This window comes from Akkermansia sp. N21169 (genome assembly GCF_029854675.1).
Classification (GTDB): domain Bacteria; phylum Verrucomicrobiota; class Verrucomicrobiia; order Verrucomicrobiales; family Akkermansiaceae; genus Akkermansia.
Window position 1 is genome coordinate 228039 of the sequence record NZ_JARWNC010000039.1, and the last position, 24847, is coordinate 252885.

A 24847-nucleotide genomic window follows, 5' to 3' on the forward strand; every position below is an offset into this window, starting at 1 on the left:
CGGCAATTAATGTCCCATGATATAGCGTTCCGCTTCGATGGCTGCGGAACAACCCATGCCGGCAGACGAGATGGCCTGGCGATAGTGGGGGTCGGCTACATCGCCGGCGGCGAAAAGTCCGGGAGTCTTGGTTGCCATGAGCCCGGGAGTCCGCATGATGTATCCGGCGGAATCGCGATCGACGAGATCTCCGAGGAAGGAACTGTTCGGTGTATGGCCGATGGCCATGAAGACACATTTGAGAGGGAGCTCGGAGGTTGCTCCTGTCCGGGTATCGGTAAGGATGGCTCCGTCTACTTCTCCCTTGTCATCCGTTATGTAACCGGAAATGACGGAATTCCAAACGGGAGTGATCTTCTCGTTTGCCAGCGTTCGTTCCGCCATGATTCTGGAGGCACGGAGAGTGTCCCGGCGGTGGATGAGATAGACCTTGGAGGCAAAGCGAGTCAGGAAGGCGGCTTCTTCGCAGGCACTGTCGCCTCCGCCGACGACGGCAACGGGAACATCCCGGTAGAAAGCGCCGTCGCATGTGGCGCAGGCTGTCAGGCCGTGGCCGATCAGTTTTTCTTCTCCTTCGATGCCCGGGTAGCGTGCGGAAGCCCCTGTGGCGACAATAACTGTCTTGGACTGGTACTCCTGGCTGGATGTCTTGATGGTGAACAATCCTGTCGCTTCGTCCTTGATTACGGAAATGACATCTTCATAAGCAAAGCGCGTTCCGAATTTTTCTGCCTGTTCCTGCATGCGGAACATGAGATCCGGCCCCATGATTCCTTCCGGAAAGCCGGGGAAGTTTTCCACTTCAGTTGTTGTTGTCAATTGACCGCCGATTTGGGATCCCGTGATGACAAGCGGAGTCAGGTTGGCCCTGGCTGTATAAATGGCAGCTGTGTATCCGGCGCAGCCGGCTCCAATGATAATGACGTTTTCGCTCATGATTTTCCTGTCGTTTTACCCTGTATCATAGAGCCTGTCCGGGTATTGACGAGCCAAAAAACTGCCATCGCATATCCCTAATCGCGGCATGGAATCCTTCCGAATGAGATGAGTTTCCCGGGGTAAATCGATGTCTTCTTGGATGATTTTTCTTGCCAAGTAGGATGATCGTTCGTATAAGCCCTTCACCTTCCAGTTTCATGCAGGGATAGCTCAGTGGTAGAGCGGCTGTTTTACACGCAGTTGGTCGGGGGTTCGAATCCCTCTCCCTGTACCATTATAAAGCTCGTAAGTTCAATAACTTGCGGGCTTTTCCTTTTTCTGGGGTCCGATAGTGGACTCCCTGGCAACGAGTTTTGTGGGCAGGATTTTTTCTTCGTGGGCAAGTTTGACTTTGGTATTGATCATACGCTTCAAAAGGAATTCTGCCGAGGTTTTGCCAAGGGCGACGGCGTCCTGAAAGACTCCCGTGATTGGGACTCGTGCCGTTTCCATTTCCAAAGTACCGGAAAAACCAGCCAGGGCTATTTGCTGCGGTATGTTGATACCGTGTTCCAGGAGGCCCATTTCGACCCCGATGGACAGGGAGTCGTTGAAACAGAGGACGGCATCGGGCTTTGGCCTGCATTTCAAAAGTTGGCTTGCCGCCTTTTTTCCTCCGGCGATGTCGGAGTCTCCCCTGATGATCCATTCGTCGGGTACGGACAGGTTGCGTTCCTGCATTCCCTCCAGGAATCCCCGTTTTCTTTCCCATTCGACGTAAGAGTCTTGCTTGGCTCCAACGTAAGCAATACGGGTGTGTCCCATTTCCAACAGATGCCTGGTCAGAGCCAGGGAACCGTCGAAGTCGTCCGCCAGGACGGAGTCTGACTTCCATTGAGGGATTTTCCTGTCGACGAACACGAGGGGGCAGTGCTGTTTTTTGATGATGGTGGCAGCGGGTATGCTGTCTTCCAGATGGAGGGGTGCCCAGATAATGCCGTTGACTTGCCGTTCGAGCAGGCAGGATACATCGTGAAATTCCTTGATGAGATTGTTGAAAGTACAGCAGAGAAGAATACGATAACCGTATGAGGATAGGATGGCTTCGATGTTTTCCAGAATTTCGGCAAAGATGGTGTTGCCCAGATAGGGGAGGATGACTCCGACAGTCATGGAGGAACCGTGCCTGCCGAGTTCATGAAGGCTACGGTTGGGTACATATCCCATGGACAAAGCCAGTTTAGTGATTGAGCGTTGCAATTGTTTGCTGACTCCGGGAGCTCCCCTGATGGCTCGGGATACAGTCATTTGGGAGACGCCAGCGGCCTTGGCGATGTCGTGAAGAGTTACTTTGTCTCGATTCATGAGATGTTTCTCCTAGGTGTTTTACGTTTCGAATGCGTTAAAAACAGGAAATCTGTTCTGATAACATAGAGGTGACAATCAACGACTTCAATGTGTTTTTTCGTTAAACTCGCGTTAATGGATTCAAATGCACTAAAGATGTTGAATCCGCTACGTTTTTTCTTCATAGCAAAGACTGAACTTCATCGCCAAACGAAGATAAATTCCCCAATCTTAAGCAGACAATCAAGATATGAACAAGAATCAGAACACATCCTGCCGACATGGTTTCCGGTCGAGATTATACCATGCTGCCAGCCTTTTGTGCTGCGGCCTGATGGGGCTGGCTCCGGTCATGGCCGAAGAAACGATCGACTTGTCCGGTACCTGGCAGTTCCAGTTGGACATGATGGGCTTTGGCAAGACACCCGGCTCCGAGTTATATAAGAAGGATCTGAACGACACCATTCTGCTGCCCGGTACGACGGATCAGGCGGGGAAGGGGGTTGCCAATCCGGCTCGTCATGTGGATCGCCTGACGCGAAAGTTCGAGTTTATGGGGCCGGCCTGGTATCGCAAGAGTGTCGTTATCCCGGAATCCTGGGCAGGCAAGGAGATTGTGCTGCATCTGGAACGTTGCCATTGGGAGACATCTGTGTATGTCGATGGCAATCCGGTTGCCGTAGATGAGCGTTTGAGCACGCCGAATCGTTTTGTTTTGACGAAGCAACTCACGCCCGGCGAACATGAAATTACTATTTGCGTGGACAACCGCCTCAAGTACCCTATGGACCAGTGGAACCACGGGACGACGGAGTACACGCAGACGAACTGGAATGGTATTGTCGGGGAGATGGAGTTGATTGCGGATGACCGCATCCGTGTGGACAAGCTCAAGACTATGCCCCAGCTTGCCAGCACGAGTGTGCGTGTGGAAGCAGTGGTTTCCAATCCCGATGCCGGACAGGCGAAGGGTGAACTTATGTTCTCCGTTCGTGAAAAAGGCGGCAAGCTTGTTGCCACGCAGAAGGTGCCCGTGGTGCTGGATAAGGCGGGGGCAACGGTTTCAGCCGAGATTCCGATGGGAGCTGATGTGAAGCTGTGGGATGAGTTCACTCCCAATTTGTATGAATTGACTGCTGATTTGTCCGTGGGAGATGTGAAGAATTCGAAGTCTGCCGTGTTCGGGATGCGCGAAGTGACTCAGGGCAAACACCATGTTCAGGTGAATGGACGCAATGTCCATTTGCGTGGAGCTCTCGATTGTGCGGTGTTCCCGCTGACTGGGTATCCATCGACGAATCCGGCGGACTGGAAGAAGATTTTTGAAACGGTCAAGTCGTATGGGATGAACCATATCCGCTTCCATTCCTGGTGTCCGCCGAAGGCTGCCTTCCAGGCCGCGGACGAAGTGGGGATTTATTTGCAGGCGGAACTTCCCATGTGGATCAAGGATGTGGGGAAATACCCGGCGCGCCGCGATTTCTTCGAGAAGGAAATGTACGCGATCCTCGATGAATACGGCAACCATCCTTCATTTATCCTGATGTGCAATGGGAATGAAAATCAGGGTGATTTCAATGTGCTGGAGGATCTTGTCAAGAAGGCGCAGGCTTACGATACCCGGCGTCTGTATTCTGCTTCGACAGCGCGTACCCATGTCAAGTCCGACCAGTTCTATGTGTCACACGTTACCGGCAAGGGAGGGATTACCGTGTACGAAGGCAATCCTTCGACAATGTGGGACAAGCGGAAGGAATCCGATATTGACGTACCTGTCATTGCCCACGAGTCCGGGCAAAGATGCATGTATCCCAACTTTGATGAAATGAAGAAGTATACGGGAGTGCTTGCTCCGCGTAACTTCGAGGTGTTCCGTGAACGACTGGATGCCAATGGTATGTTGGCACAGGCTGACGAGTTTTTCAAGGCGACGGGGGCGCATACTGTCCTTCAGTATAAGGAAGTGAATGAATCCCTCCTCCGTACGCCGAATTCAGGCGGATTCCAGTTGCTGGGGTTGGCGGACTTTCCGGGGCAGGGATGTGCCTTCGTCGGCCTTCTCGATGCCTTCTGGGAGAGCAAGGGCTTGGTGAAACCTGCCAAATACCGTGAGTCCTGTGCTCCGACGGTTCTTCTTTGCCGCATCCCCCAACGCGTTTACGGCAGTGGAGAAACACTCGATGCGCAGTTTGAGGTCTATCACTACGGCAACAAGCCGCTTCCAAAGGGTGATCTCAAGTGGTCTCTGGAGACTCAGTCCGGTGATGTCGTGATCAATGGCGTGCTGCCGATGAAGGAGATTCCATGCAGTACGGTTGAGGGAATTGGCTCTGTCAAAATCCCGCTGAAGGACGTCACGAAACCGTCCAAACTGACGCTCAAGCTGGCGAGTGCCGATGGACTGAAGAATTCCTGGGATATCTGGGTGTACCCCGAAGCGGGGACTCCGGCTCCGACGGAAGGCTATACCATTGCCCGCGAGTGGAATGAAAATGTCCGTCGCGATTTGAATGAGGGCAAAAATGTTCTCTTTATTCCCCGCGATGCGAAGGGCAGGAAGACGCATTTTGCCAGTCATTTCTGGAACCCGATCATGTTCCGCTGGAATCCGATGATTGTAGGTACCTTGATTGATAAAAACAGCAAGGCTTTTGGCAACTTCCCGACGGATGAATATGCCGACTGGCAGTGGTGGGACATTCTCAACTCGTCCCAGGCGGTGGATCTGACGGCACTGCGCCAGTTGAAGCCCGTGATTCAGAGTGTTGATACCTATGAATTCAACAGGAAGCTGGGCATCGCCTTCGAAGCAGCCGTGGGCAAGGGCAAGTTGTTTGTTCTCTGCATGGATGTGGATAAGAATATGGAGAAGCGTCCGGCATCCCGCCAGTTGCTCCGATCAATTGCCAACTATGTCGGCGGTCAGGAATTTGCTCCCGGAACCAAGGTGAGCCTTCCCGAGCTGGACATGATTTTCGGTGATTCATCCGTGGCTCCCAAAGCTGTTGACCAGGGCAATGACGAGGCCATTAAGCAACTTCTGAATCAATAAAACAGGATGAATCCACTCAACACATTCTGAGTACCATGAAACTTTACCTTCTTCTCATTTCCCTGGTATCGGCCATGGGTGGTTTGCTGTTCGGTTACGACTGGGTCGTGATCGGCGGGGCAAAACCCTTCTATGAGGTGTACTTTGGCATTTCGGATTCTCCAGCCATGCAGGGCTGGGTGATGGGTAGTGCCATTATTGGGTGCATTATGGGAGTGATGGTGGCGGGAGTTCTGGCGGACAAGTATGGGCGCAAGCCTTTGATGATTATTTCTGCCATCATCTTCATCATTTCCGCTATCGGAACGGGTTGGGTGGATTCGATCTTCTGGTTTATCATTTACCGTTTGGTGGGTGGGGTTGCCATTGGCATCGTGTCCAACCTTTCTCCGATGTACATTGCGGAGATTTCCCCGGCTAACAAGCGTGGAATGTACGTCTCGATCAACCAGTTGACGATTGTGCTGGGCATTCTTGCCGCACAATTGACCAACTGGGGCATTGCCGAGCCAGTGCAGGATGGAGTCAATATCCTCGATACGTGGAATGGCCAGATGGGATGGCGATGGATGTTCTGGGCGGAGAACGTTCCGGCGTTGCTCTTTTTCCTCTTCCTCTTCCTGATCCCCGAAAGTCCGCGCTGGCTGGCGATGAAGGGCTTTGCAGGCAAGGCGGAATGTGTGCTGGCACGTGTTGTCGGCGAGGAAAATGCGCGCAAGGAACTGATTCAGATTGTCCAGGGTAGTGAGGAAGAGAAGAAGAGTTCGTCCCGCGAAGGTCTCTCCCGGCTTACTCAGGGCAATATGCCCCGTCTCGTGATGATCGGGGTGGTGATTGCCGCCTTCCAGCAATGGTGCGGGATCAATGTGATCTTCAACTACGCCCACGAGGTGTTTGCTTCGGCGGGTTATAAAGTGTCCGATATTCTGTTCAACATCGTCATTACGGGGGTGACCAATGTGGTATTCACTTTTGTGGGCATGTACACGGTGGACAAACTGGGGCGCCGGACTTTGATGAGTCTGGGTTCCATCTCTTTGGCCTGCATCTATGGGGTGATGGGGCTGTGCTATTACTATTCGGTTTCCGGCTGGCCTCTTCTGCTCCTGGTAATGGTGGCGATTGCCGCCTATGCCATGACGCTGGCACCGGTGACCTGGGTGGTGATTTCCGAGATCTTCCCGAACAGGATTCGCGGGCTTGCCATGGGGATTTCTACTTTTTCCCTGTGGGTGTCATGTTTCCTGCTGACCTGGACTTTCCCCATCTTCAATGCCTCGATGGGTGCAGCAGGCACCTTTGGGCTGTATGGAGTCATTTGCGTGGCTGGCTTCCTCTTCATCAGGAAGTACCTTCCGGAGACCAAACGGAAGTCTCTGGAGGAGATTGAGCGTGAGCTTGCCAAATAATCTGGAGCTCCGACTCATCAGAACATTTTTTAAATTATTATATTACTACGACAAAAGTCATGGAACCCATTACTGCTTATTTGATTCAATCCACAGTATCCACCCCGGGCGAGGTCCGGGCATGGGAAGAAACAATCATGTTGCCGACCTACCAGGCCGGGGAGGAAGAGAAAGCTCCTGTCTTTCTGGAAAAACGCGTTTATCAGGGGAGTTCCGGTTCCGTGTATCCCTATCCGGTTATCGAAAGTATTTCAGACACGAAAATAGATAAGGCTTATCGGGCTTTTTTCCTGGAGAATGAGTATGTGAAGATCATGATTCTGCCGGAATTGGGCGGACGCGTGCACATGGCATACGACAAGGTGAAACAACGCCACTTTGTATATTACAACCAAGTGGTCAAACCGGCTCTGGTCGGGCTTACCGGGCCATGGATTTCCGGCGGTATTGAATTCAACTGGCCCCAGCATCACCGTCCCAGCACCTTTTTGCCGACGGAAGCCCTGGTGGAGAAAAACGCGGACGGCAGTGTCACCGTGTGGTGCAATGAAGTGGAGCGCATGTTCCGGACGAAGGCCAGGCAGGGCTTCACCCTGCATCCCGGCCGTTCGTATCTGGAAATTTGCGTCGATGTGTACAACCGCACTCCCTTCCCCCAGACGTTCCTGTGGTGGGCAAACCCCGCCGTGGTGGTGAATAAGTATTACCAATCTGTGTTTCCGCCGGATGTCCATGCGGTGTTTGATCACGGGAAGCGCGATGTGTCTTCCTTCCCGATTGCGACGGGAACCTATTACAAGCAGGATTATTCTGCAGGCGTTGATATTTCCCGGTATGAGAATATCCCTGTGCCGACTTCGTACATGGCTGTCAAATCCAAATACGATTTCGTCGGGGGCTATCAGACGGATGATGAGGCGGGTGTACTCCATGTTGCCAGCCATCATGTTTCCCCCGGCAAGAAGCAATGGACCTGGGGATGTGGGGATTTCGGGAAGGCCTGGGATCGCAACCTCACCGATGAAGATGGCCCGTATATTGAGTTGATGACGGGTGTTTACACCGATAACCAGCCGGACTTCTCGTGGCTGCAACCCTACGAAGAGAAGTCGTGGAAGCAGTACTTCATCCCGTATTCCGCTGTTGGTTATGTCAAGAACGCAACGACCGAGGCGATCGTCAATCTCGAAGTTCGGGATGGTCAGGCGCGTGTGATTGTCTATACGACGGGACGGTATAGCGATTTACAGTTGATTTTGGAAGATGCGGAAGGGAATGTTCTTGCCACCGAGATTTTCGATTCTTCGCCGGAACAGACTTGCGACAGGACACTTCCGGTGGGAAGTATCGAGGAAAAGGATATTTGCCTGAAATTGATGGCGGCCGATGGCCGGGAAATCCTGAGCTATCAGCCGGAACCAGCGGAAATCCACCCGGTGCCGGATCCCGCTCAGGCGGCAAAACGTCCGGCGGAGATTGCATCCATGGAACAACTTTTCCTGACGGGGCACCACCTGGAACAATACCGCCATGCCACCTATCTTCCGCAGGATTATTACATGGAAGCCCTCAAGCGCGAGCCGGGGGACATCCGTTGCAATAACGCCATGGGACTGCTCTATCTGCGCAAAGGACGCTTTGATCTGGCGGAAGGCCACTTCCGCAAGGCTATCGACACGGCGACGCAGCGGAATCCCAATCCCTACGATGGCGAACCATACTACAATCTTGGCTGGAGCCTCCTGATGCAGGATCGCTGTGACGAGGCGTACGATGCCTTTTACAAGGCTACCTGGAATGCCGCCTGGCAGGATCCCGCCTACCTGGCAGTGGCTCGTATCGATTGCCGTCGTGCCAATGCTCCGGATGGTCGCAATGTCCGGTGCTGGAACAATGCGCTGGAAGAAGTCGAACGTTCCTTGATTCGCAACTACCACAACCATCAGGCCCGGCAATTAAAGTGTTCCATCCTTCGCAAGATGGGCAGGATTGAGGAGGTGATGAAGTGGGCGAAAGATTCCCTCAAAATAGATGGCTTCAATCTGGGGTGCCTGTTCGAGCTGTACCTTTCGACCGGTGATGTTGACACATTGTCTGAATTGCAGGGACTCATGCGCGGTAACGCCCATTCCTACATGGAATATGCCTGCGATTATGCAGCTGCGGGCTTGTATGCCGAGGCGGAAGAACTGCTCTCGATGGCGATTCCGGAATCGGGCGAGGTGTACCCCATGGTGTACTACATGCTGGGCTGGCTGGCCGCCCGACAGGGGCGCGAAGCTGATGCGCGTGCCTATTGCTCCAAGGGTGAAGCAATGGACCCCGGCAGGTGTTTCCCCAACAGGATCGAGGAAGTTCTCATTCTGAAGGAGGCCATGCGTCTGAATCCTTCGGATGCGCGGGCTCCCTACTATCTGGGCAACTTCTGGTATGCCATGCGGCAGTACGATCTCGCCCGCGAGTGCTGGGAACTTTCCATTGAGCTGGATGCTGGTTTCCCGACAGTCCTGCGCAATCTGGCTCTCGCCTATTACAATAAGTACGATCTCAAGGCTGAAGCCATTGCCCTGCTGGAAAAGGCCTACTCTTTGGATGATCAGGACTCGCGCATTTTGATGGAGCTGGATCAATTGTACAAAAAAACAGGCATGTCTCCCGACAAACGCCTGAACTTCCTGCAACAGCATTGTGACGTGGTGGATGGTCGAGACGATCTCGTAGTCGAGCTGGTTACCCTGCTCAACCTTCAGGGACACCATGAAGAAGCGTTGGATGTAATCTCCAGACGCCATTTCCATCCTTGGGAAGGCGGCGAAGGCAAGATCACCGGGCAATACGTCGTGGCTCACGTGGCCCTGGCCAAAGCCGCCCTGAACGCGGGGCAGGCGGAACTAGCCTTGGAACACTTGAATGCGACGGATGTTTATCCAGAGAATCTCGGAGAAGGGAAGCTCGCCAATGCCGAGGAAAATGACATCAACTACTACAAGGGGCTTGCTCTGCGTGCCTTGGGGTATGACGAGGAGGCTTCCCGCTTCCTGATGCTGGCCACAACGGGTTCTAACGAGCCTCAGCAGGCATTCTTCTACAACGATCCTCAGCCGGACAAGATCTTTTATCAGGGGCTTGCCTGGCGTGCCCTGGGGCATGAGGACAAGGCGCGCGGCTGTTTCAACAAGCTGGTGGCTTACGGGGAAAAGCATTTGTACGATGAGTGTAGCATTGATTACTTTGCCGTCTCTCTGCCGGATCTCGCCATCTGGGAGGATGATATCAATTGCCGCAACAGGATTCACTGTTACTACGTGATGGGCTTGGGCTATCTGGGCTTGGAAAAGCAGACTGAGACTGCAACTTGCTTCGATGAGGTACTTTCCCTGTCACCTTCCCATCAGGGTGTTCTGATTCACAGGAAAATTCTAATGAACTAGACCCCATATATGGGAAGCGAATATCAATCATCGATTGTATGAATTATACGATACTGTTCCAGTCGGCTGTTTGCGTTGCCATGATCCATTCTTTTGCCTTGGCTGAAGAAGTTGCCACTTTTTCGACCATTCCGGTGGAGTTGGGCGAAAGTCAGGAATCCATTATACGGAAGGCTGCTCAGGTTGTCCCGACATCCAACCAGCTGGATGCTCTCAAAAACGAGTTTATCGCTTTTATTAACATGGGTCCCAATACATTCACCTGTAAGGAATGGGGGGATGGGAAGGAAGATCCGAAAGTTTTTGACCTGAAGACGCTTGATACCGATCAATGGTGCCGGGTGATGAAGACGGCGGGCATGAAGATGGTTATCATGACTGTCAAACACCACGATGGGTTTTGCCTGTGGCAAACCCGGTATACCGACCACGGCATGATGTCGAGTAACTTTGAAAATGGAAAGGGAGATATTCTTCGAGAACTGGTTCAGTCATGCCAAAAGTACGGATTGAAGCTGGGTATTTATGTTTCTCCGGCAGATTTGTATCAGATGGAAAACCCTCAAGGGCTGTACGGCAATGGCAGCAAAGCTACCAAGAGGACAATTCCCAGGAATGTTCCGGGGCGTCCCTTCAAGAGTACGGAGAAATTTGAATTTGAGGTCGATGACTACAATGAATATTTCCTGAACCAGCTCTATGAATTGCTGACGGAGTACGGCCCCGTGAACGAGTTGTGGTTTGATGGCGCCCATCCCAAGAGCAAGGGTGGGCAGAAGTACAATTATACCGCGTGGAAGGAATTGATCCATAAGCTGGCCCCAAAGGCTGTGGTTTTCGGGCGCGAGGATATTCGCTGGTGCGGCAATGAAGCCGGAGGAACGCGCGCTTCCGAATGGAATGTGATCCCCTACCAGTTTGACCCGCTGACGTCACAGCAATTCCCGGATATTACGGACAATGACATTGCCAGCCGGGAAAAACTCTACGCAGCCAAGTTCCTGCACTACCAGCCGACGGAAGTGAATACCTCGATTCGCGAGGGCTGGTTTTATCGCGACGATACCAACCAGAAGGTGCGCAATGCCGACGATGTGTTCGATATCTATGAGCGCGCCGTCGGGGGCAATTCCGTGTTCTTGCTGAATATCCCGCCGAATCGCGAGGGGAAATTCTCTCCGGCAGACGTCCAGTGCCTGGAGGAAGTGGGGCAACGCATTCGCGAAACCTACGGAACGGATCTTCTGAAGGGTGCCCAGGGTGATGTTGCTCTGCTGGATGATGATCTCGATACTTTTGTTCAGTTGCCGGGTTTGTCTGGTGAACTCATCCTGAGTATGTCTCATCCGGTGACGATCAACCGCCTGGTGCTTCAGGAGGCCATTGCCAAATGCGGTGAACGCGTGGAAGAACATGCCGTGGATGCCTGGATTGATGGAGCCTGGAAGGAAATTGCCCAAGCGACCAACATCGGTTACAAACGGATTCTGCGTTTCCCTGACGTGACGACGGACAAGATTCGCGTGCGTGTACTTCAATCTCGCAGCGTGCCTCCCGGCATCGCCAAAGTTTCTGCGCACTTTTACAAGAACCGTCCACCGCAATTGCAGGCTACGGTAAGTAGGGAGAATAGGGTGACGCTGGAATCAGTCCGCCATCAGTTCGGGTGGAAATCCCATGGACAGGATGCGGCGAAGAATCTTGGCGGCACGATGGTAATTCACTACACGGTTGACGGTACGGATCCTACGGCTTCATCTCCCGTGTATAAGGCTCCCTTCACGATGGATTGCGGGATGCTGAAGGCCCTGGCCATTGCTGGCGGGCAGGCTGGCCCCGTATTCAAGGAAATCGTCGGTTATCCGAAGGGCGATTGGACTCTGGCGAAGTCATCCGGGCAGGAGCCCGGACATGAAGCCGACAAAGCTTTCGATGGCAATGACCAGACGTATTGGACGACTCCGCCCGGGCAATCTCCTCATTTCCTGGAACTCGATCTGGGTACCGAACGTCTCTTGAGCGGCTTTGCCTATACCCCGCAGAAGGAGAATGCCAAGGGGATGATGGAACGCGGCGTCATTAAGACGAGCCAGGACGGCAAAAGCTGGTCGGTGCTGGAAAACTTCGAATTCGGCAACCTGATCAATGATCCGACGAAGCGCGAACATTTCTTCAAGAAAAAGGTCAAGGCCCGGTACATCCGGGTGGAAGCTACCGGGATCGCAGCCGGAGGCAAGGAACTGAGCATCGCGGAACTATCCCTGTTCTAGCAGTGCTATCCCAGATTTTTCTTATGACAACGATACGACACATACTATCAACAGCCATTCTGGCAGGCGCATTGAGTTATGCGTCGATGGCGGACATTCCGCTCCAGGGTACATGGAATTATGCTCTGGATCCCGATGACAGGGGTGTTCAGGAACAATGGTTCGGCAAAAAGCTGGATCATGCGTTAACGCTCCCGGGCTCGATCCAGAGCCAGGGCATCGGAGAAAACGTGGGGCCCAATACACCGTGGGTCGGCAACAAGAGGGATACCAAGTCTGTATTGGGGGATCCCGTGTACAAAAAATATGCGCAGCAGGGCGGGGACATCCCATACAAAGTACCTTCCTGGCTGCAACCGGACAAATATTATCAGGGCGTTACCTGGTTCCAGAGAGAAATTGACCTTCCCGCTTCATCATCGGGTGAGTGGATGGTAGAACTGGAACGGACGCACTGGGAGACATCTCTTTATGTGGACGATCAGTTCGTTGGCAGCCGGGATTCGCTTGGTACGCCCCATCGTTACCTGCTCAAGGGGTTGACACCGGGGAAACACCGGCTGACGGTGCGGGTGGATAACCGCGTACACATCCCTGTCGGTATTGATGCGCACAGCGTTTCCGACCATACGCAGAGCAATTGGAACGGCATCGTCGGCAGAATGGCGATCAATGCACTTCCTCCTGCTCGCGTGGAAGATGTCCGGCTGACTCCGTCCGTGAAAGGCAAGTCCGTCCAGATGGATGCTTCCGTCAGGAAGAATCCCGTCCGGGCGAGCAAGGTTCTTGTAGAAGTGGTGACGGAAGATGGACGGAGAATCGGCGATCCTGTGGAATTACAGGTGGAACAGGGCGAGGGGACGGCGCAGGTACAGGCCAACTTGATCCTCGGCGACAAGGCCGAGCTTTGGGACGAGCACAATCCCGTGTGTTACTATGTCCGGACGACTATCGGTGAAGGCCGGGATGCCGATGTGAAGAAGACGGTTTTTGGCCTTCGCGAGTTCAAGGTGGATGGTACGCGTTTTGTTATTAATGGGAAACCGGTTTTCTTGCGTGGTACGCTGGAATGCTGTGTCTTCCCGAAGACGGGGTATCCTGCTACGGATGTAGCTTCCTGGGAAAAAATGTTCAAAACAGCCCGGGAGTATGGACTCAACCACATCCGCTTCCATTCCTGGTGTCCACCGGAGGCTGCCTTTGAGGCTGCGGACAAGTTGGGATTGTATTTGCAGGTGGAATGCGGAGCCTGGAGCATGGTGGTCGGCGATGATCCTAAACTCAATAACTGGGTGCGCGAAGAAGGAGACCGCATTCTTAAGGAATACGGCAACCACCCTTCATTCTGTCTGATGGCTTATGGGAACGAACCCGGCGGTAATAATCTTGTGAACTATCTGGCGAATCTCGTCGATAGCTGGAAGAAGGCAGACTCGCGCCGCGTTTACACGGGGGCCGCCGGGTGGCCGTATCTGGGAAACGCCGATTACTGGAATGCTCCGGATCCTAGAATCCAGGGCTGGGGAGCCGGACTCCGTAGCCGGATCAATGCCCAGCCGCCGACGTTTGACTATGACTTCCGCGACATCATCAAGAAGAACATGCCCACAGTCAGCCATGAAATCGGCCAGTGGTGCGCCTTCCCCGACTTCAAGGAAATTGCCAAGTACACGGGCGTTTTGAAGGCGAAGAATTTCGAGCTGTTTCAGGAAGTGCTTGCCAACAAGGGCATGGCCGATCTGGCGGACGAGTTCCTCTTTGCTTCCGGCAGGCTCCAAACGCTCTGCTATAAGGCGGATATCGAAGCCGCTCTGCGCACGCCGAACATGGGCGGGTTCCAGCTTTTGGGCCTGACGGATTTTCCTGGTCAGGGTTCGGCTCTGGTCGGAACCTTGAATGCCCAATGGGGCTCCAAGGGCTATGTCGATGCACAGGAGTACCGGACGTTCTGCAGCGACACCGTGCCTCTGGTGCGTTTCCCGCGCATGATCTGGCACAACAACGAAACCTTGGAAGCCCCGGTGGAGATTGCCCATTTCGGCAAGGAAGCCCTGAAGGGAGCCTCGGTGGAGTGGAAGGCATCATGTCGAGACGGCAAGGTGGTGGCTTCCGGTCAATTCTCCAGCGATATCCCCTTGGGAAATGCTAATCAGGTTGGAAAGATTTCATTCCCTCTGTCTCAGATTGCAGATCCCGCATGCCTGACAGTGGAGGTGAGCGTCAAGGATGCTTCCGGAGCATCCGTCCAGGGGCGCAATATGTGGAACATCTGGGTGTATCCGGCCACACTTCCCGAGGTGAAGGATATGCCTTATGTGACGCATTGTTTCGATCAGAAGACCAAGGAACACCTGGCTCAGGGCGGAAAGGTACTCCTCTCCCTGAAGAAAGGCTCTCTCGCTCCGCAGAATGGCGGCAACATCGCCGTCGGATTCTCATCGATCTTCTGGAACACGGCCTGGACGAACAATCAGGCTCCGCACACGCTCGGCGTGTACTGCAATCCCAAACATCCGGCTTTGGCGGCATTCCCCAACGACGGCTATTCCGACTGGCAGTGGTGGGACATCGTGCATGACAGCCAGGCCATCGTGATGGATTCCCTGCCGAAATCGTATCGCCCCATCATCCACTACATCGACGACTGGTTCATCAATCGGAAGCTGGGGCTACTCATGGAAATGAAGGTCGGGAATGGCAAATTGATCGTCTGTGGCGCGGATCTCGACAAGGATTTGGACAAACGCCCCGGCGCACGCCAATTCCGCCACAGCATCCTGCAATACATGGCTTCCGCGGATTTTAACCCATCCCAGGAACTGACCGTCGAGGATTTGGAAAAACTGCTCCCTTCTTCACCCGTCAAAAACAAGTAATCTCACGAGGCATATCCGCTATGATAAAAGATAGTATGTTTGTAAGGACACTTGTGGGTTGTGCATGCGCAGCATGTTTTGCATGTACTTCACTGGCAGCTGAAGATCAAAATATTCCACGCCCCAAGGCAATCATTTATTTTTATGCGGATGATCTGGGATACGGCGATACGGGGTGTTATGGAGCAACAAAAATCCCTACACCCCATATCGATAAACTGGCGGAACAGGGAGTGAGATTTACCAATGCCCACAGTACGACATCCGTTTGTACCCCTTCCCGTTATGCTGTGATGACGGGGGAGTACCCGTGGAGAAGAAAGGGAGTCCATATTCTTCCGGGTGACGCTCCTCTCATTGTTCCAACGGCAGACAGGAGAATGACCCTGCCTTCGATGTTGAAGAAGGCAGGGTATAAAACATGTGCTGTTGGAAAATGGCATTTGGGGCTGGGCAATGGAGAAATCGACTGGAACAAACCCATTTCTCCGAATCCCAGGGATGTCGGTTTTGATGAAAGTTATATCATGGCCGCAACGGCTGATCGCGTCCCTTGCGTATATATCAGGAATGGGATTGTCGAGAATTTGGATCCCGATGATCCCATAGAAATCAGTTATAAAAAGAAAATCCCGGGTGTTCCCACAGGAAGAGAACATCCTGAAGCCTTAAGGTATTCATGCAATAATCAGCACATGGATACGATCATTAACGGCATTAGCAGAATTGGATTCATGAAAGGGGGAAAATCCGCTTTATGGAAGGATTGCGACCTTGCGGATGACCTGACCAATGAGGCCATTGCTTTTATCGAAAAAAATAAAGAGACACCGTTCTTCCTGTATTTTGCCACCAATGATATTCATACGCCCAGAGACCCCCATGGACGTTTTCTCGGCAAGAGCCAGTGTGGGATCCGGGGTGATGCGGTTGTCCAATTGGATGATTGCCTGGGGCGGATTGTCCAGGCTTTGGAAAAGGCAGGTATTAAAAACGATACTTTGATCATCTTCTCCAGTGACAACGGGCCGGTTGTGATTGACGGATATTACGATGGTGCCTTGAAAGATCTGAACGGACATCGACCGTCCGGCCCGTGGAAAGGTGGCAAATATAGTCTGGATGAAGGGGGAACGAGGGTACCGTTCATTGTATCATGGCCGGGACATACTGCTGATGGTACGACGAGTGATGCCCTTATTTCCCAAATGGATTTGGCCGCATCACTGGCTGCTCTCACCCGGCAGACTTATCCGGACGGAGTTTTCCCCGATAGCCAAAATTTGATGTCAACCCTTCTGGGACAAAAGAAGCAGGGAAGAAAGAATCTTGTGGAACAGGCTCTTAGCGAGACTCGGTTAGCCATGGTTTCCGGAGATTATAAATACATTCCCTCTTCTTCTGACAACAGGGCTAAAAAGAAGTCTTCCGATGCCATCCTTTACAACCTTAAGAATGATCCGGGAGAAACAGATAATATCGCCAAAAAATACCCTGAACTCGTGCAAAAAATTCATGAAGAGTTTCTTCATGAATTAGGGACGAAATGACCAACGGTATTGGTGGAGTATTGTGTTGCTTTTTCGCTGAGTCGTGATATGTGAGTGATTTAATGATTAAGCATGTTTTCACAGTGTGCATGCTGGCGTGTTTACTGGCATGTACAGGTAATGCCGGGGAGTATTCTTCCGACTGGAAGGCCTTTGAACAGGAAGTGGATGCCAAATATCCATTTTTTGAGCTGAAGAAAATCGGCAACGACTGGAAGAAGGCAAAACGCAAACTGAAGGACAAGGCCGACCAGGCACGGAATGATGAAGAGTTTTTGAAGGTGGTAATGGAGGCTCTGGGTGTTTTGCGCGATGGACACGCGGGGTTTCAGAAAACCCGCTCCCCCATTCCCGCCAGAGAGCCGGAATATGCGTTGCCGCTCACGCTGATGCCAGCCATCAACAAGCAGGTGGTCATTGCGGATGCTTCCCCGGAAGTGCTGAAAAACCTGCCTCCGGGAACACTGGTTCGCAGTATTGACGGAGTACCTGCCCGAAAATTTCTGGATACCAAGACGGAGGAAACATGGAAGCAGGGCGGTGGCTTTTCCAGTCCCCAGCGTGCGGCTGTATTCGTCTATCGCCAGCCCTTGGCTTCACAAAAAATCTCGGAACACAAACTCGTCGTCAGCGACGGAAAGCGCGATCGTACCATCACCTTGAAAAATGATTGGGAAGCGAAGGGATGGAATCATACCTACCACATGCCCAGGCTGGACCGTGGCGAGGGCTTCTGCTCATACACCCGGCTTCCCAGCGGCGTGGGATACATGCATCTTCGCCGCATCCGTGGGAAGGAAACCCTGCAAGGCGTTCGTGTAGCCCTGAGCAAATTCCCGGATGCCAAAGGGTGGATTATCGACTTACGCGGCAATGGAGGGGGTAATTATAGTTCGGAGTTGCCTGCGGCATTGGTGGAGACCAAGCTCCCCCTGGCAGTAATTATCGATGCCGGCTGCATGTCGGCAGGCGAGACTTTGGCTCGCGATTTGAAGAATGGTGCTGGTGCAAAGTTGTTCGGGTCTACAACTGCGGGAGCTTCCAGTGCCAAATATACTTGGAGTTTTCCTAGTGGCGTAGCTACCTTGATTTTGTCTCAGCGGAGTCGTGGCGGTTTGAATGGGAAGCCCATTGAGTTTTTCGGAATAGCTCCTGACGTTCCAATTGAAGCCGACCCAGCGGAACTGGCCCGTGGTGAAAACAGCGAGATCAAGGCTGCGGAGAATTTCGTGTTGAAAAAATGAATCAGTCTCATTGTTGGAAATCATAATTAACGTACAATTAACAATAATTGCCCATATGATTTGCTGGAAATGATACGTATATTTTTATTGTATAGTTTGTTGTGATTTTTTTGCCTGGAGTAATTTTTGGATAGTGCGTTTCGTGACATTATGGATGTGACACGACGACCGAATTGAATACTATGCCAGTGACTGATGTCGCTACTGGTATAGTTAAGGGTACCTGTTGAATCTACTCAGTAGGAGGTAGTGCGTGAACGCTCCTTTTGTAAGGCCTGATGAGGGAGAAGAGGATCAAGGCGAAGACGGCTCCGGCGGTATCGCAGAGCATGTCTTTTTGCGCATCCCAGATGTCGCCTTGCGCTCCGAGGATTTCGAGACCGTTTTCACCTCCATCAAAGACGGCATAAATCCATTCGAAAATTTCGTATCCGGCGGCGACAGCCATGATGGAGCTGAGGGAGAAGACCAGTGCTACCGGCAGAGTGAGCTTGCAGGTACGAGTAAGCCATTCGGCAATGGGGAAGGCGTATAGACCGATGAGGAAGTGGCTGATGCGATCAAAATGGTTACGTGGGGTGTCCAGCAGATCGGAGAACCATTGGAAGGGAACGTTGGCAAATGTGTAATGAGCGCCGATCGTATGCCAGAAGAGCCATGCGAAGATCAGAATACGACTTGTCGCACTGAAACGGAACCGGCTGTCGATGAAGAGAAACAGGATGAAGATGACTTCTGCCGGGGCAAATTCAATATACCAGACGCTGCGCATGACCGGTTCCCATCCCGACCATATGGAAAGGATGACGAACATGAGGGAGAGAATGACCGTAAATAATCTGCTCATTAAGGAAAAGGTTAACCGATACGACGACGGAATCCAATTTCCAAATTGTCCGGAGGAAAAAAGAAGGGCTGTCTCAGTCGGATTTTTCAATCCTTCGTGAAACAGCCCCCGAGCTGCATGCTATCTCTCGCTCCGTAGGAGAAAGGGGGTCATTGAAGTTTGATGACGGTGTCTATGCTGTCCCAGGCTACGCCTGCGGGCAGGGTGATTTTGTATTGGTCATCTACTTTTTCAAGTTTGGCAGCCTGCCCGTTTCCTTTGCCGTTCACGATGATGGTTGCCTTCGTGAATTTCTCTCCGATGTCTTTGATAAAGAGCGGCTCGTTTCCTTTAAGCTCTTTTCCTTTTTGAGCGATCAGCGGACTGATATGCAGATAAACGATTTTTTTGCCGCTGTTGGTTGTTTTGTAGCAGCTGCCGCCCCAGGGTTCGTCTTTGTAGGGGCCTCCGCGGGTATTGTAGATAGCCTCCCGGTAGGGGGCGATCCATTTACCCATGGCCAAGAAGGTTTCTGCCTGTTTCGGATCCAGAGTACCCAGCGGGGTGGGCCCGATGTTGTAAAGCAGGTTGCCGTCCTTGACGGTGTTGTTGATCAGGAATTTGATGGAGGTTTCAACGGGTTTGACCTTGGCCTTGGAGGTATAGGACCAGTTGCCTGTCCAGCGTGTACCGGGAATGTCAGCCACGGTCATGCAGCTTTCCCAGGGCGTTTTATCATTGAACGGCCCCAGCTTGCATTCCGGCGTCAGGAAGTCGCCTTTCAGGTCGTCGGCCAGCGGTCCCTTGTTGCCTCCCCTCGTGCCGTTCATGCGGTTGTTGACTAGAATGTCCGGCTGGTACTGCTTGATGCGGCGCATCATGGTACGCGGATCCCACTGGTTCAGGGAGCTATTGCCCAGGCTGTCGAACCAGAGCACGTCTACCTGGCCGTAGCGGGTGAGCAGTTCACTGAGCTGGCCGAAGTAGTATTCCAGATAGCGGTAGTGCTGGTTGGTCAGGTAGTAGGGATTGTACCAGTCCCGACCGGAATAATAGAAGCCCAGCCTGAGCCCTGCCGCATGGGCCGCTGCCGCGAACTGCCCCACGATGTCTTTGCCGTAGGGAGTGTTGGCGATGGTGAATGTGTCGTAGTCGGAGGGGAAGTTGGAGAAGCTGTCGTGGTGCTTGGTGGTCAGAACAGCGTATTTCATGCCGCTTTTTTTGGCCACGGACATCCACTTCCTGGGATCGTATTGCTTGGGGTTGAAGCGGCGATGGGCTGAGTCATATTCAAAGTCTATGACGTTTTGGTGGCCGCTCGCACTGTCCTTGGGGCGCGCCGCATTGCGTTCCCAGCTGATTTCCCGTTCCAGCAGGGAAGAGGGGTTCCAGTGCACGAACAGGCCGAATTTGGCGTCGCGGAACCATTTCAACTGCTTGTCATTGGCCTTGAAGTCAAAGAGTCTGTTGATGGCTTCATTGATCAGGTCACGGTCCCGGACGGGGGAGAAAACATCTTTTTCAGGAGAAAGAACCACCAGGCCTTCCGCCATGGGCTGCATGCGGAAGTTTGGTACGGGGGCCTTTTCCTTGTCTCCCTGCCAGAGGTGGAGTTTCAGGGCCTTGGCCACGTTGCCTATTTCATAGGCCTTCTGGCCGCCTGCTTCCTCCATGATTTCGTCCGGCAGCTCTTTGTTGAAAACGGCTTGCACAAAAGGATGGTTTACGTAGATATTCCCGTTTTCCCGGAAAGGCCTGACATCTTCAGGCAGCGCTATCCGTTTGTTTCCGACCATCGCGTAAGGCGCGCCGTGGAGTTTATCTGTATCGACGGTGAAGTAAACGGCGTCCTTGAGTTTTTCGGACAGCTCCTTTTGGAGTGCATCCACATTTTCCTGGTAGCTTTTACCGGGATCAAAACGGTTGTTGATGCTTTCCGCCTGCTCTTCCGTGATGACCGGGCCTATCCATTGGCTGGCGATGGCGTCCTTGGTCCCTTTGCCCACAATGATCCGAAAGTATTTTCCGGCGTCTTTGTCCGTCAGGGTGTAGGATTCCGCATCCTTGCCCTGCTGCACCGGAACGGGTTTTCCGTTGCGGGAATCCGCTTTTTCCCATTGGATGACAGGTTTGGTCGCTTCATCGTCAGGAGTGCTGTAGCGGCTTTCCAATGTAGTGCCAACTACTTCTTCACCGTCAATGTAAGCTCTGAGCCATGGAGCTACAGGACCTCCCCAGGCTGGCATGAGGAGCGTCCCCCCAAGCGCGGTAAGAAGATAGAATGCATGGTGTCTGAGTTTGAACATGGAAAAAAGCTAAATGAAGAATAGTGGGGAGAACAGAATAAAAGCAGGAATTTAATAAAAGACCAGTGATGGTGGTTTATGGATTTTTTTCTGGTAAGATTCCGTGGAAAGGGCGTTTTGTACGATTTTTTCAAAAAAACAAAGGGGTTGCCTCTTTTTAGAGAGACAGCCCCTTGTATGAAAGTCGAGGAGAGTTCCTCGGTTTATTGATCGCCAAAGCAGACGCCCAAGTCGCGACCGGTCTGGACGAGTTGGCAGCCGGGATCGACCAGTTTGAGCGTTTTGACTGCTTCTTCGATCGGAACTGCAACCATTTCCGTACCGTGCAGAGCAACCATGTGGCTGAATTGCCCGGCGGAGACGAGTTGGATGGCATGAGCTCCGAAGCGGGTTCCGATGACGCGGTCGAAGGCGCAGGGGGATCCGCCGCGCTGAGTATGGCCGAGGACGCAGGCTCGCGTTTCGATACCGGTGGCTTCTTCGAGCTTTTCGGCGATGACATTGCCGATACCTCCTAGGCGGACTTCACCTTGAGTGGCAGCGTCGATGAGAATTAATTCGTTGGCGAGCATGGCGCCTTCGGAGACGACGACGATGATTTCACGCTGTCCTTTCGCTTTGCGTTCGTTGATGGATGCGACGACGGTTCCGAGATCGAAGGGGATTTCGGGGAGGAGGATGACGTCCGCACTACCTGCAATGCCACCATGGAGGGCGATCCATCCGGCATGGCGCCCCATGACTTCAACAACCATCATGCGCTGGTGGGCGCAGGCGGTCGTACGGAGGCGATCAATGGCTTCGGTGACGACTTCTACGGCGCTGTTGAAGCCAAAGGTGACATCGGTGGCTCCCAGGTCATTGTCGATGGTTTTGGGAACTCCGACGACAGGCAGACCGATTTCGGAAAGGAGGAGGGCTGTGGATTGTGAACCGTCTCCGCCGACAACGATCAGGGCTTCGATGTTGAGACGTTCTACCGTGGCTTTGGTCTTGGCGAGAACCGAGGGTTCAATTTCACCTTTTTGGCCGATGCCTACTTTGATCGCGAAGTTGCCCTTGTTGACAGTGCCGAGGATGGTGCCGCCCATGGAACGGATGTTGCGGCAGCTTTCGGGAGTGAGAATTTCGTAGCGGGGTTTGTCCGGCTCGGAGAGGAGACCTTCGAAGCCGTCGTAAAAACCATAGACGGTCCAGCCTTTTCTGGAAGCGGCGCCGACGGCTCCTTCGATAACCGCATTAAGTCCGGGGCAATCTCCTCCACTGTTCAGGATACCGATATTCATAATTTTTTGAAGTAGTGAGTTGAATGAAATTGCCGGGAGTTTATCCCGGCATTTGCTATTATTTGGTTGGTTGTTGAGCAGTGGGAAGTTGGAGGAATTCCTTGTGATCAAGCGCGGGAGCCCCCGAGTTGATCCATCGTTCCCACGATTTCCAGCTATGAGTGATAAGACTCTTGGAAAGCTTGTAACGGTCTTCCGTGCCAAGTACGACGATGACCAGACGCTGAGGGTAGATCATGTCTTTGCCTGTTTGCGGGTTTTGCCGGACGTAGGCATTGCGCGTGGCACTCAGAAGAATACAAGGGCCGGAGATCCTTGATTTGGCTGTTTTGATTCCGTCGACTCCCGGTTGTGCAAGGAGGGCGTTGGTGTTGGTAACGTCGTAAAGTTGCGTTCCGCTGGAGAGGGTTTCTACTCCGATGCGGCGGCTGGGTTGCTTGACGATGAAGCAGAAGGCTGGCCGTTGGGTGGCGTACATGCCTAGAAGAGCCAGGTCAACGGCGCAGGAGGTGGAGGCCGAATCGGGAGATTCCAGACCATGAGGGGCAACGAAATGCGTTTTCTTCATGCCGATGGCCGCTGCGAGATTGTTCATTTCACGGACGAACAGGCTGATCGGAGAGCCTCCGCCACGGCGGGCAGACAGGTCTCTGCCGACGAAATTGGCGATGGTCAGCGAAGAAACGTTATCGGCTCCCAGCAGGGTTGAGTAAAGAGCGTCGCGAAGGGTGATGCGGTCACCGGGCCGGAGGTTCATGGGGTTGCCCATCGTGATGGCATAGGCTTCCTGAGGAACCGTGATGATACGGTTGAGTTCGACCTTGGTACGTTCCACCCAGTCCAGGGCGACAAGAGCAGTGGCAACCTGGGCGAGGCTGGAGATGGGGCGTTCCTTCTCTGCGTTGCTGCTGAACAGTATTTTGCCGGAGTTGGATTCAACTGCGATGTAGCTTGGCGCACCCTTCTGCTGAGCCATGGCGGGCATGACGGAGAGGGCGACGAGCGCTGCGAATGCTAGAATCAATTTCTTCATAAGGAGGCGGGCAGATAATGAAACGAAAATTCGGGTTTGGAAAGCGAAAAAACGGTTCGCATCAAATGTGGTGCGAACCGTTGGATCCAAATGTGTTTTTAACTTACGGCATCAGTCGTTGATGACCCCGCAATACTTGGCGCAAGTCCATAGGGCGCGCGGGTGGTGGAAGAAGGATTTCCACAGGCTGCCCTTGAGTGTATTGGAGGGGGAACCGTCGCGGTTGAGATAGCCGAACCATTCTCCGTTTTCTTTGTCCTGGAAGTGGTTGAAGGACCACTCGTGCACCATGTTGTGCATGGTGGCGTAGCGGGATTCTCCCGTCAGGACATAGGCAAGCATGGAACCGATGAGGGCTTCGTCGTGAGGCCACCAGAATTTCATGTTGTGCCAGTATTCCTGGACGGGTTTGTTGTAAACGTCGCAATAGTAGAGCAGTCCGCCTTGTTCCCGGTCCCATCCGCGTGCGAAGGCCCAGTCGATCATGTCGCAGCCGATTTTGATCAGGGCTGGGTCGTTGCCGCGTTGCCGGGCTTCTTCCAGGACGAACCATCCGCCTTCGATCGTATGGCCGGGATTCAGCGTACGTTCATTGAAATGATCAATGATGCTGCCGTCCGGAGCTACGACTTCCATGACTGCCTTGATGTCGGGCTTCATGAACAGGGTGACCAGGTCGTTGATGCAACGGTCGATCCATTGAGTGAATAAGGGGTCTTTGCCCAGAAACCGGCGCATTTCCTGGGCGGTGACGAGGGTGATCATCCGGGAGCCCAGATCGGTTGCCGGGCGGTTACCCGTGAACTTCGGTTCCATGGCTCCGGGTTCGAAGTGGATCCGGGTGAAGATATCGAACCAATGGCGTGCCTTGACGGCTGAGTCGCCGTTCCCCGTAGCGGCCGCATGGGCGGCGAAGGAAATAGCGGCAAACGATTCGCTGTAGGCATAACGGCGCTTGCGAATCGGGGTGCCGTCCTGGGCTACATGGAAGTACATGCGGCCATCGGACGGGTCGATGCAGTAGCGCTCCAGGAAAGTGAGGGCGCTTTCCGCCCATGCAAGCCATTCCGGACGTTTCTCGATGCTCTGATACATGGTCAGCAGCATCCAGGCCATACGGCCCTGGGCCCAGACGGATTTGTCGGTATCGACGATGGAGCCGTCCGCATCGAAGCAATGCAGAAGGCCTCCATGCCGGGTATCAACGGCGCGGGGGAACCAAAACGGGACAACGTCGTTGAGCAGGCGGTCTTTATAGAATTCGCCCAGTTCTTTCAGATCGAGAGAATCGCTCATGGT

At 53.1% G+C, this 24847-nt stretch carries 14 protein-coding genes and 1 tRNA gene; 8 read left to right on the forward strand and 7 right to left on the reverse strand.

The window, feature by feature from the left end:
• Window positions 1-6: 6 nt before the first annotated feature.
• Window positions 7-936: a thioredoxin-disulfide reductase gene (trxB, locus tag QET40_RS08715; RefSeq protein WP_280126785.1), complete on the reverse strand. Its 930-nt coding sequence runs from the start codon at window positions 934-936 to the stop codon at window positions 7-9.
• A 202-nt stretch (window positions 937-1138) separates the two neighbouring features.
• Here trxB and QET40_RS08720 point away from each other — a divergent pair.
• Window positions 1139-1213, forward strand: a tRNA-Val gene (locus tag QET40_RS08720).
• A gap of 17 nt (window positions 1214-1230) precedes the next feature.
• On the opposite strand, the gene QET40_RS08725 is transcribed toward QET40_RS08720, so the two are convergent.
• Window positions 1231-2283 (reverse strand): LacI family DNA-binding transcriptional regulator, encoded by a 1053-nt coding sequence (locus QET40_RS08725; RefSeq protein WP_280126786.1) that lies wholly within the window; start codon window positions 2281-2283, stop codon window positions 1231-1233.
• 316 nt (window positions 2284-2599) lie between these two features.
• On the opposite strand from QET40_RS08725, the gene QET40_RS08730 reads away from it, so the two are divergent.
• From QET40_RS08730 to QET40_RS08760, 7 genes are all read left to right on the forward strand, one after another.
• Entirely contained in the window at window positions 2600-5317 is a 2718-nt protein-coding gene (locus QET40_RS08730) for a sugar-binding domain-containing protein (RefSeq protein WP_345783066.1), read from the forward strand.
• Between the two features lie 35 nt (window positions 5318-5352).
• Window positions 5353-6726, forward strand: coding sequence for a sugar porter family MFS transporter (locus QET40_RS08735; protein ID WP_280126788.1), 1374 nt, complete (start codon window positions 5353-5355; stop codon window positions 6724-6726).
• 59 nt (window positions 6727-6785) lie between these two features.
• Window positions 6786-10157, forward strand: a complete 3372-nt coding sequence (locus QET40_RS08740) for a DUF5107 domain-containing protein (protein ID WP_280126789.1) — start codon at window positions 6786-6788, stop codon at window positions 10155-10157.
• An 80-nt stretch (window positions 10158-10237) separates the two neighbouring features.
• Window positions 10238-12427 (forward strand): alpha-L-fucosidase, encoded by a 2190-nt coding sequence (locus QET40_RS08745; RefSeq protein ID WP_345783067.1) that lies wholly within the window; start codon window positions 10238-10240, stop codon window positions 12425-12427.
• A 23-nt stretch (window positions 12428-12450) separates the two neighbouring features.
• On the forward strand, window positions 12451-15303 hold the full coding sequence (locus tag QET40_RS08750; RefSeq protein WP_280126791.1) for a sugar-binding domain-containing protein: 2853 nt from the start codon (window positions 12451-12453) through the stop codon (window positions 15301-15303).
• Window positions 15304-15338: 35 nt separating this feature from the next.
• On the forward strand, window positions 15339-16853 hold the full coding sequence (locus tag QET40_RS08755) for an arylsulfatase (protein ID WP_280126792.1): 1515 nt from the start codon (window positions 15339-15341) through the stop codon (window positions 16851-16853).
• Between the two features lie 89 nt (window positions 16854-16942).
• On the forward strand, window positions 16943-18097 hold the full coding sequence (locus tag QET40_RS08760; protein WP_280126793.1) for a S41 family peptidase: 1155 nt from the start codon (window positions 16943-16945) through the stop codon (window positions 18095-18097).
• Between the two features lie 232 nt (window positions 18098-18329).
• On the opposite strand, the gene QET40_RS08765 is transcribed toward QET40_RS08760, so the two are convergent.
• The 5 genes from QET40_RS08765 to QET40_RS08785 form a co-directional block, all read right to left on the reverse strand.
• The gene (locus QET40_RS08765; protein ID WP_280126794.1) at window positions 18330-18944 is read right to left on the reverse strand and encodes a DUF2238 domain-containing protein; all 615 of its coding nucleotides are present in this window, start codon (window positions 18942-18944) and stop codon (window positions 18330-18332) included.
• A 149-nt stretch (window positions 18945-19093) separates the two neighbouring features.
• On the reverse strand, window positions 19094-21229 hold the full coding sequence (locus QET40_RS08770; protein WP_280126795.1) for an alpha-L-fucosidase: 2136 nt from the start codon (window positions 21227-21229) through the stop codon (window positions 19094-19096).
• A gap of 203 nt (window positions 21230-21432) precedes the next feature.
• Window positions 21433-22515, reverse strand: coding sequence for an ATP-dependent 6-phosphofructokinase (locus QET40_RS08775; protein WP_280126796.1), 1083 nt, complete (start codon window positions 22513-22515; stop codon window positions 21433-21435).
• Between the two features lie 58 nt (window positions 22516-22573).
• Window positions 22574-23548, reverse strand: coding sequence for a serine hydrolase (locus QET40_RS08780; protein WP_280126797.1), 975 nt, complete (start codon window positions 23546-23548; stop codon window positions 22574-22576).
• Window positions 23549-23659: 111 nt separating this feature from the next.
• Window positions 23660-24844 (reverse strand): AGE family epimerase/isomerase, encoded by a 1185-nt coding sequence (locus tag QET40_RS08785; RefSeq protein ID WP_280126798.1) that lies wholly within the window; start codon window positions 24842-24844, stop codon window positions 23660-23662.
• Between the last annotated feature and the right edge of the window lie 3 nt (window positions 24845-24847).

What these genes read in the sequence shown, in the direction of transcription:
- trxB (WP_280126785.1), bottom strand. Translation starts at nt 936, where the DNA reads ATGAGCGAAAACGTCATTATCATTGGAGCCGGCTGCGCCGGATACACA.
- QET40_RS08725 (WP_280126786.1), bottom strand. Translation starts at nt 2,283, where the DNA reads ATGAATCGAGACAAAGTAACTCTTCACGACATCGCCAAGGCCGCTGGC.
- QET40_RS08730 (WP_345783066.1), top strand. Translation starts at nt 2,600, where the DNA reads ATGGGGCTGGCTCCGGTCATGGCCGAAGAAACGATCGACTTGTCCGGT.
- QET40_RS08735 (WP_280126788.1), top strand. Translation starts at nt 5,353, where the DNA reads ATGAAACTTTACCTTCTTCTCATTTCCCTGGTATCGGCCATGGGTGGT.
- QET40_RS08740 (WP_280126789.1), top strand. Translation starts at nt 6,786, where the DNA reads ATGGAACCCATTACTGCTTATTTGATTCAATCCACAGTATCCACCCCG.
- QET40_RS08745 (WP_345783067.1), top strand. Translation starts at nt 10,238, where the DNA reads ATGATCCATTCTTTTGCCTTGGCTGAAGAAGTTGCCACTTTTTCGACC.
- QET40_RS08750 (WP_280126791.1), top strand. Translation starts at nt 12,451, where the DNA reads ATGACAACGATACGACACATACTATCAACAGCCATTCTGGCAGGCGCA.
- QET40_RS08755 (WP_280126792.1), top strand. Translation starts at nt 15,339, where the DNA reads ATGTTTGTAAGGACACTTGTGGGTTGTGCATGCGCAGCATGTTTTGCA.
- QET40_RS08760 (WP_280126793.1), top strand. Translation starts at nt 16,943, where the DNA reads ATGCTGGCGTGTTTACTGGCATGTACAGGTAATGCCGGGGAGTATTCT.
- QET40_RS08765 (WP_280126794.1), bottom strand. Translation starts at nt 18,944, where the DNA reads ATGAGCAGATTATTTACGGTCATTCTCTCCCTCATGTTCGTCATCCTT.
- QET40_RS08770 (WP_280126795.1), bottom strand. Translation starts at nt 21,229, where the DNA reads ATGTTCAAACTCAGACACCATGCATTCTATCTTCTTACCGCGCTTGGG.
- QET40_RS08775 (WP_280126796.1), bottom strand. Translation starts at nt 22,515, where the DNA reads ATGAATATCGGTATCCTGAACAGTGGAGGAGATTGCCCCGGACTTAAT.
- QET40_RS08780 (WP_280126797.1), bottom strand. Translation starts at nt 23,548, where the DNA reads ATGAAGAAATTGATTCTAGCATTCGCAGCGCTCGTCGCCCTCTCCGTC.
- QET40_RS08785 (WP_280126798.1), bottom strand. Translation starts at nt 24,844, where the DNA reads ATGAGCGATTCTCTCGATCTGAAAGAACTGGGCGAATTCTATAAAGAC.